The 7,119-nt window shown below is 65.3% G+C and carries 7 protein-coding genes, 1 tRNA gene and 1 pseudogene; 5 read left to right on the top strand and 4 right to left on the bottom strand.

Features of this window, described 5'->3' with window-relative positions:
• Window positions 1–137 (bottom strand): annotated as a pseudogene (locus tag G3N93_RS30645) (PHP domain-containing protein); the annotation flags it as partial.
• On the opposite strand from G3N93_RS30645, the gene G3N93_RS30640 reads away from it, so the two are divergent.
• The 5 genes from G3N93_RS30640 (at window position 112) to G3N93_RS30620 (ending at window position 4,451) form a co-directional block, all read left to right on the top strand.
• Window positions 112–1,449 (top strand): sensor histidine kinase, encoded by a 1,338-nt coding sequence (locus G3N93_RS30640; RefSeq protein ID WP_206134630.1) that lies wholly within the window; start codon window positions 112–114, stop codon window positions 1,447–1,449. The pseudogene G3N93_RS30645 and the gene G3N93_RS30640 overlap by 26 nt on opposite strands.
• Window positions 1,450–1,685: 236 nt before the next feature.
• Complete coding sequence (locus G3N93_RS30635) at window positions 1,686–3,344, top strand: MFS transporter (protein WP_174940338.1); 1,659 nt, start codon at window positions 1,686–1,688, stop codon at window positions 3,342–3,344.
• Window positions 3,345–3,482: 138 nt separating this feature from the next.
• A tRNA-Met gene (locus tag G3N93_RS30630) sits at window positions 3,483–3,559 on the top strand.
• Between the two features lie 169 nt (window positions 3,560–3,728).
• Window positions 3,729–4,103: a hypothetical protein gene (locus tag G3N93_RS30625; RefSeq protein ID WP_206134629.1), complete on the top strand. Its 375-nt coding sequence runs from the start codon at window positions 3,729–3,731 to the stop codon at window positions 4,101–4,103.
• Window positions 4,104–4,106: 3 nt separating this feature from the next.
• Complete coding sequence (locus G3N93_RS30620; protein ID WP_174940334.1) at window positions 4,107–4,451, top strand: hypothetical protein; 345 nt, start codon at window positions 4,107–4,109, stop codon at window positions 4,449–4,451.
• Between the two features lie 65 nt (window positions 4,452–4,516).
• Here the strand turns inward: G3N93_RS30620 and G3N93_RS30615 are convergent, their stop codons facing one another.
• The 3 genes from G3N93_RS30615 to G3N93_RS30605 all read right to left on the bottom strand — a co-directional run.
• A complete protein-coding gene (locus tag G3N93_RS30615; RefSeq protein ID WP_206134628.1) occupies window positions 4,517–5,317 on the bottom strand; it encodes a hypothetical protein in 801 nt (266 codons plus the stop codon).
• Window positions 5,318–5,678: 361 nt separating this feature from the next.
• Window positions 5,679–6,653, bottom strand: coding sequence for a LysR family transcriptional regulator (locus G3N93_RS30610; protein ID WP_206134627.1), 975 nt, complete (start codon window positions 6,651–6,653; stop codon window positions 5,679–5,681).
• A 184-nt stretch (window positions 6,654–6,837) separates the two neighbouring features.
• On the bottom strand, window positions 6,838–7,119 hold a 282-nt coding region (locus tag G3N93_RS30605; RefSeq protein ID WP_206134626.1), incomplete at its 5' end, for a helix-turn-helix domain-containing protein.

Raw genomic sequence — 7,119 nt, 5'->3', positions numbered from 1 at the left:
GAGCCGCGCGACGCTTCGAAACCGAAGCGGCGTGCGACGTCCGCGTATTCGCGGTACTGGTCGGGGGTGTGGCTGCCCGTGACGACCTCGATCGCGCGGCCGCCCAGATCGATGAACTCGCCGAAGACGATCGCGAACGGCCCGTTCGATCGCGCGCTCGAGACCAACGCGTACGTGCTCGCGCGGCAGATCCATCCAGTGAACGGCGTCGCCGAACTGACGCTGTCGGAGCAGACCCGCGACTTCCTGCGCGCGGACAACGTCGACAGTGTTTACTTCCAGGTGCTCGGCACGCGCGGCGAGCTGGTCGCCGGCGAAGCCGACATGCCGCTGCCGCGCGACGAGGATCGCCCGCCGCCAGGCGTCGTCATGTTTCGCGACGACCTGCTGCGCGGCAACGACGTGCGCGTCGCGTATACGACGGTCGCGCTGCCGCAGTCGGGCAGCCCGCAGCCCGTGCTCGTGCAGGTCGGCGAAACGCTGGACAAGCGCAACGCACTCGCGAACGACATCATCAAGGGCGTGATCCTGCCGCAGTTCGTGATCCTGCCGCTCGCGATCCTGCTGGTCTGGTTCGGGCTGTCGCGCGGGCTCGCGCCGCTCAACGCACTGCAGGCGCACATCCGCGCGCGACGGCCCGACGACCTGTCGCCGGTCGAGGCGCAGCGCGCGCCACCCGAGATCGAGCCGCTCGTCACGTCGTTCAACGACCTGCTCGCTCGCCTCGAACAGAACATGGCGCTGCAGAAGCGTTTCATCGCCGATGCCGCCCATCAGATGAAGACACCGCTCGCGGGCCTGCGCACGCAGGCCGAGTTCGCGCTGCGCCACCCCGTCCCGCCCGACGTGCAGCGCTCGCTCGAGCAGATCGCGACGAGCTCCGAGCAGGCCGCGCGGCTCGTCACCCAGTTGCTCGCGCTTGCGCGCGCCGAGAACCGCGCGAGCGGGCTGACGTTCGAGCCGGTCGAGATCGCCGCGCTCGCGCGGCGCGCGGTGCGCGACTGGGTGCAGGCCGCGCTCGCGAAACGGATGGATCTCGGCTACGAAGGCCCGCCGGACGACACGCCGCTCAACGTCGACGGCAATCCGGTGATGCTGCGCGAGATGCTCGGCAACCTGATCGACAACGCGATCCGCTATACGCCGGACGGCGGCCGCATCACGGTGCGCGTGCGCGCCGAGCCCGCGGCGCAGCGCGTGCATCTCGAAGTCGAGGACACCGGGCCGGGCATTCCGGCCGCCGAACGCGAGCGCGTCGTCGAGCGCTTCTACCGGATCCTTGGCCGCGAAGGCGACGGCAGCGGCCTCGGGCTCGCGATCGTGCGCGAGATCGCCACGCAGCACGGCGGCACGCTGACGCTCGACGATCACGTCTACCAGCACGCGCCGCGCCTCGTCGGCACGCTCGTGCGTGTCAGCCTGCCGCTGACCGAAGCGGCCCCGGATTAACCCTGACCCGCACCGCCGCAGCACGCCTCGATTGCATCGAAACCGCCAATTTACCGGAAGTTCAAAGCACTTCGCAGCACGATGAGCGAACAAAATGACCGATTCGGCGCGGGTTAACGTGCAGTCGTTTTGCACGCGCGAGTCAGTCGGCCGTAAGTTTCCGTACCAATAATCCTCGACAGGCCCGCTCACCCAAGGCGGCCGCACATCTATATCAAGGGACTTGGAGACGACTCATGGCAACGTTAGGCGGGCAAATTTCGCACGCGCCGATGACGGGCGAAGAGAAGAAGGTGATCTTCGCGTCGTCGCTCGGCACCGTGTTCGAGTGGTACGACTTTTACCTGGCCGGCTCGCTCGCGGCCTACATCAGCAAGAGTTTCTTCTCCGGTGTCAATCCGACCGCCGCCTTCATCTTCACGCTGCTCGGCTTCGCCGCCGGCTTCGCGGTGCGGCCGTTCGGCGCGATCGTGTTCGGCCGCCTCGGCGACCTCGTCGGCCGCAAGCACACGTTCCTCGTGACGATCGTGATCATGGGCCTCTCGACGTTCGTGGTCGGCTTCCTGCCCGGCTACGCGTCGATCGGCATCGCCGCGCCCGTGATCTTCATCGCGATGCGGCTGTTGCAGGGCCTCGCGCTCGGCGGCGAGTACGGCGGTGCGGCGACCTACGTCGCCGAGCATGCGCCGGCCAACCGTCGCGGCTTCTATACCGCGTGGATCCAGACGACCGCGACGCTGGGCCTGTTCCTGTCACTGCTCGTGATCCTCGGCATCCGCACGCTCATCGGTGAGGAAGCGTTCGGCAACTGGGGCTGGCGCGTGCCGTTCATCGCGTCGATCCTGCTGCTCGCGGTGTCGGTGTGGATCCGGATGCAGCTGAACGAATCGCCGGTGTTCCTGCGCATCAAGGCGGAAGGCAAGACGTCGAAGGCGCCGCTGACCGAAGCGTTCGGCCAATGGAAGAACCTGAAGATCGTGATCCTCGCGCTCGTCGGCCTGACCGCCGGCCAGGCCGTCGTGTGGTACACGGGCCAGTTCTACGCGCTGTTCTTCCTCACGCAGACGCTGAAGGTGGACGGGGCGAGCGCAAACATCCTGATCGCGATCGCGCTCCTGATCGGCACGCCGTTCTTCCTGTTCTTCGGTTCGCTGTCGGACAAGATCGGTCGCAAGCCGATCATCCTCGCGGGCTGCCTGATCGCGGCGCTGACCTACTTCCCGCTGTTCAAGGCGCTCACGCACTACGCGAACCCGCAGCTCGAACTCGCGACGCAGAAGGCGCCGATCACGGTCATCGCCGATCCGGCCGCCTGCTCGTTCCAGTTCAACCCGGTGGGCACGTCGAAGTTCACGAACTCGTGCGACGTCGCGAAGAGCGCGCTCGCGAAGGCCGGCCTGAACTACGAGAACGTCGCGGCACCGGCTGGCGCGACGGCCCAGATCAAGGTCGGCGACACGGTGGTCCCGGCCTATGAAGGCAAGGCGGCCGACGCGAAGGCGCAGGGCGCGGCGTTCGACAAGACGCTCGCGTCGACACTGAAGGCGGCCGGCTACCCGGCGAAGGCGGACCCGGCACAGCTCAACTGGCCGATGACGATCGTGATCCTGACGATCCTCGTGATCTACGTGACGATGGTCTACGGCCCGATCGCGGCAATGCTGGTCGAGATGTTCCCGACGCGGATCCGCTACACGTCGATGTCGCTGCCCTATCACATCGGCAACGGCTGGTTCGGCGGCTTCCTGCCGGCCACTGCGTTCGCGATCGTCGCGGCGAAGGGCGACATCTACTCGGGCCTCTGGTATCCGATCGTGATCGCGCTGGCCACGTTCGTGATCGGCCTGCTGTTCGTCAAGGAGACGAAGGACTCGAACATCTACGCGCAGGATTGACGTGGCTGGGCGGACAGTTGCCGGCAGTGCGCGGCGACCGTCCGCAACGAGGCCGGCACCGGCCGCCGGCACCTTTTTCACCGGCGATGAAAAAAGGTGTTGACAGCCAGGCCAGCATTCTCCATAATTCATTTCTTCGGCGAATTAGCTCAGTCGGTTAGAGCGACGGAATCATAATCCGCAGGTCCGGGGTTCGAATCCCTGATTCGCCACCAAATGCGAGAGCCGCTGTTTCGAAAGGAACAGCGGCTTTTTCATTTGTATCTTCCGATGCGCCGGTTCCGCTTTCGCGCGCCGACCTTCGCGCCACCTCGGCCGGGCAGCAACACCGGCCCGCTCTGCAGGCACAATGACGCCGTCCAGCACACTGGCCGACGTCGCCCGATGATCCCGACCACTCCCGACAAGATTTGGCGCACAGCCGCCCTCGCACTCACAGCCGTCGTGCTTTGCTATGTCGGCGCCGGCGCGCCGACGCTCTCCCGCCTGCTCGACCCCGCCGTGATCGGCGAAGGCCTCGCCCTCAAACCGATCACCTATCACTGGATCAATCACGTCGACCGCGCGATCCCCGAGGCGGACCTGTTCGCCAGCCGCTTCTACGTGCTGGCGCTGGCCGCACTCAACGCGACGGCCGCGCTGTTTGCACTTGACGCCCATCGCAGCCGCAGGCGCTTCGCGTTCGTGCTCGGCTGGGCCGTCGTCATGCTGATCGTGCTCGCCAACGCGCAGATCCACGCGTTCTACACCGTGGCCTGACCGATGAAGCGGCGCATCACGATCGTCGTCGCCACGCTGTTCACGCTGATCGGGCTCGTGTTCGTCGCCGGCACGTTCGCCAACCTGTCGACGCCAGACCAGTTGCACCGCCTGCTGAGCTACGACTACATGAGCTTCGTGGACAGCCTCGTCGAACACAATCTCGGTGATTTCGCCAACAACTTCTACGTCGGCGTGGCACTCATGCTCGTCGGCGGCACGCTCCTCATCCGGGTCGAACGCACACGCACGGTCGCCCGCATCGTCACGTCGCTGCTGTTCGCGTTGCTCACCTTCAGCCTCGTCTACGCGTGCCTGAATCCGCGCATCGGTACACTGCCGTTCTGACCGGCGCCATCCGCGCGGCCAATCACACACACCGCCTGCCCCACCCTGCGAGGAACCCGAGCGCACTATTTCGACCGAACCGGCTCATAAACGCTGTCGATTCGCTGATACGTATAGGAAATCTTCTTGTACTCAGGATCGTAAAGGCCGTGGTACGCGTGACGGCAGGCGTCATCCAGTTTCACCGGGTAACTCGGTGGCCATGCCGCAATGGGCTGACACCTGAAATCATCGGCGCTCGCTCCATTCTTCCTGAAGCGCAGGATCATCAGGCTTTCCTGAATCTCCTGTGCCGCCTTCTCGTAGTACCCCTTGTTGTTCGATACCACGCCCACCGGAAAATAGTCCGATTCGAGGCCTTCGGCCATTTCCGGCTCGGCCACCATGACGGCCGCCTTGCGCAGATAGGCTTCAGCCGCAGCCGGATCCGACTCCATCAGGCGCTGCCCCTTGTATTGGTAGGCCACGGCCACGATCGGAAGCTGGCCGGGCGTCGGGTGCTCGCCCCACCACCCGATAATCTGATCGAGACTGCGCGCGAAGAGCTGCCTGTACTCACCCGAGTCGGACTGAGTCACGCGCAACGGCAACTGACAATTGACCACGCATCGCGCAACGACCGGCGGATCGCCCGCCTTCCACCGCCTCCAGGTTTCCTCTTCGCGCGCATTTTGCCGGTGATCGTCGATTGCGCTGGACACCAACGCAACAGGCGCGACGGCCACAATCGCTGCGCCCCACGCAAGATTGCACGCCGTTGAATGACTGCCGGAAAGCAGGTTGCTGCAGTCGCTCGAGCACGCACCGAGCGCCAGCGCGCTGGTCAGGCACGCCAGGCGTCGAATGATCGTCATTGACTTCGACATGGTTCCCCCGGGGATCGTGAGTCGTTCTTCTGGCCGCGGTCATCCCTCCCACGGCTCTCCTCGAGACGCGGAAAGCCGCCGCGCGAATTTAACGAATCAGTCGATCAAAAGATAACTGTCGGGGTTGTCAGGAGTTCAACCGTTTCCTGCAGGATCGTCGTGCGGAAGATATGTCGACGAAATCGAAACATCGACCAAACGCCAGACCGTTCGTGTCATTGCGACACTCCGGCGGGCATGTCCGGCCGGGCACGATGCGCGTGCGCATCGATACCCGGCCGCATCGCGATCGCCGCTTGTTCGTGCATCGACGCGCACGCGCATGCTCGCACGGCGTGCCCGTCGCACGCCATGCAGCACGTCACGCCGCCACCGCCCCTTGCTGCACCTTCTCCGCCTGCGCCCCCACCCGCCCGCGCCAGTTCTCCCCACCTTCCAGCGACGGCGTCGACTCGAACACCTCCGCGATCCAGTCGGCGAACACGCGCACCTTCTGCGACAGATGCCGGTTGTGCGGATAGACGATCGAAATCGGCTTCGGCTTAGGATTGCAGTCCGGCAGCACCTCGACCAGCGAGCCGTCGAGCAGGTTCTCCAGCACCATGAACAGCGTCGGCTGGATCATCCCGAACCCTTCGAGCCCGCACGTCACATAGGCATCCGAATCGTTGACCGTGACGCCCCCGTTCATCCGCACCTCGAACGGCTTGCCGTCGATCATGAACACCCACGGAATCGCGCGCGCGCCGTGACTCGACCGATAATTCACCGCATGATGCTCGGCGAGATCGGCAATCTCGTGCGGCTCGCCGTGACGCGCGAGGTAATCGGGCGACGCGCAGGTCACGCGCTTCAGCATCCCGATCCGCCGTGCGACCATCGACGAATCCTCGAGCGGCCCGACCCGGATCATGCAGTCGATGCCCTCCTCGACCGGATCCACGTAGCGGTCGGATAGGCCCAATTCAAGCGTGATATCCGGGTAGCGCTGCCGGAAAATCGACAGCGACGGCAGCACGATGCGCCGCCCGAGCGAACTTGGCATGTGGACGCGCAACACGCCGCTCGGCTTGCGGTTGCCGGTCTGGAAACTCGCGTCGGCCTCCGCGATCTCCGAGATGATCTTCATGCAATGCTCGTAGTACGCCGCACCTTCCTGCGTCAGCGACAGCCTGCGCGTCGTGCGGTGCATCAGGCGCACGCCGAGCAGCGCCTCGAGGTTCTGGATGATGGTCGTCACCGACGCGCGCGGCATCGCGAGCGTGTCGGCCGCGCGCGTGAAGCTGTTCGCGTCGACCACGCGGGTAAAAACTTCCATTGCCTGGATTCGGTCCATGCTGCTCCCCCTTCGAATCGCCAACGGAACAGAATAGAGCGCACGACGGGCTCGGCACAAGCCCCCACCCATTGTTCTCCGATCCTGAATAGTTTCAGCGTTTCGGACTGGAAAACGATCGATTTGCGTTCAGTCCAAAGCAGCAATCGTTCCGGCCCCGATCACAACAGCCGCACGCCGTGCGTTACCGCACGAATCGCTCGCGATACCCCTGCGGTGACACGCCCAGCACTCGCACGAAACAGCGCCGCAGCGTTTCCTCGGACCCGAAGCCGCAACGTGCGGCGATCCGCTTGACCGGCCATGCGGTTTCGCCGAGCAGGCGCTGCGCGGCCTCGACGCGGATCTGTTCGACCGCGCGCGCCGGCGTGCGGCCGGTTTCGGCGCGGTAGTGGCGCACGAAGCTGCGCTCGCTCATGCGCACGCGCTCGGCCAGCGCGGGCACCGACAGGTCGGCCGCCAGGTA

The organism is Burkholderia sp. Se-20378 (genome assembly GCF_017104665.1).
GTDB lineage: Bacteria > Pseudomonadota > Gammaproteobacteria > Burkholderiales > Burkholderiaceae > Burkholderia > Burkholderia lata.
This window is presented reverse-complemented; position numbering and strand designations above follow the sequence as displayed.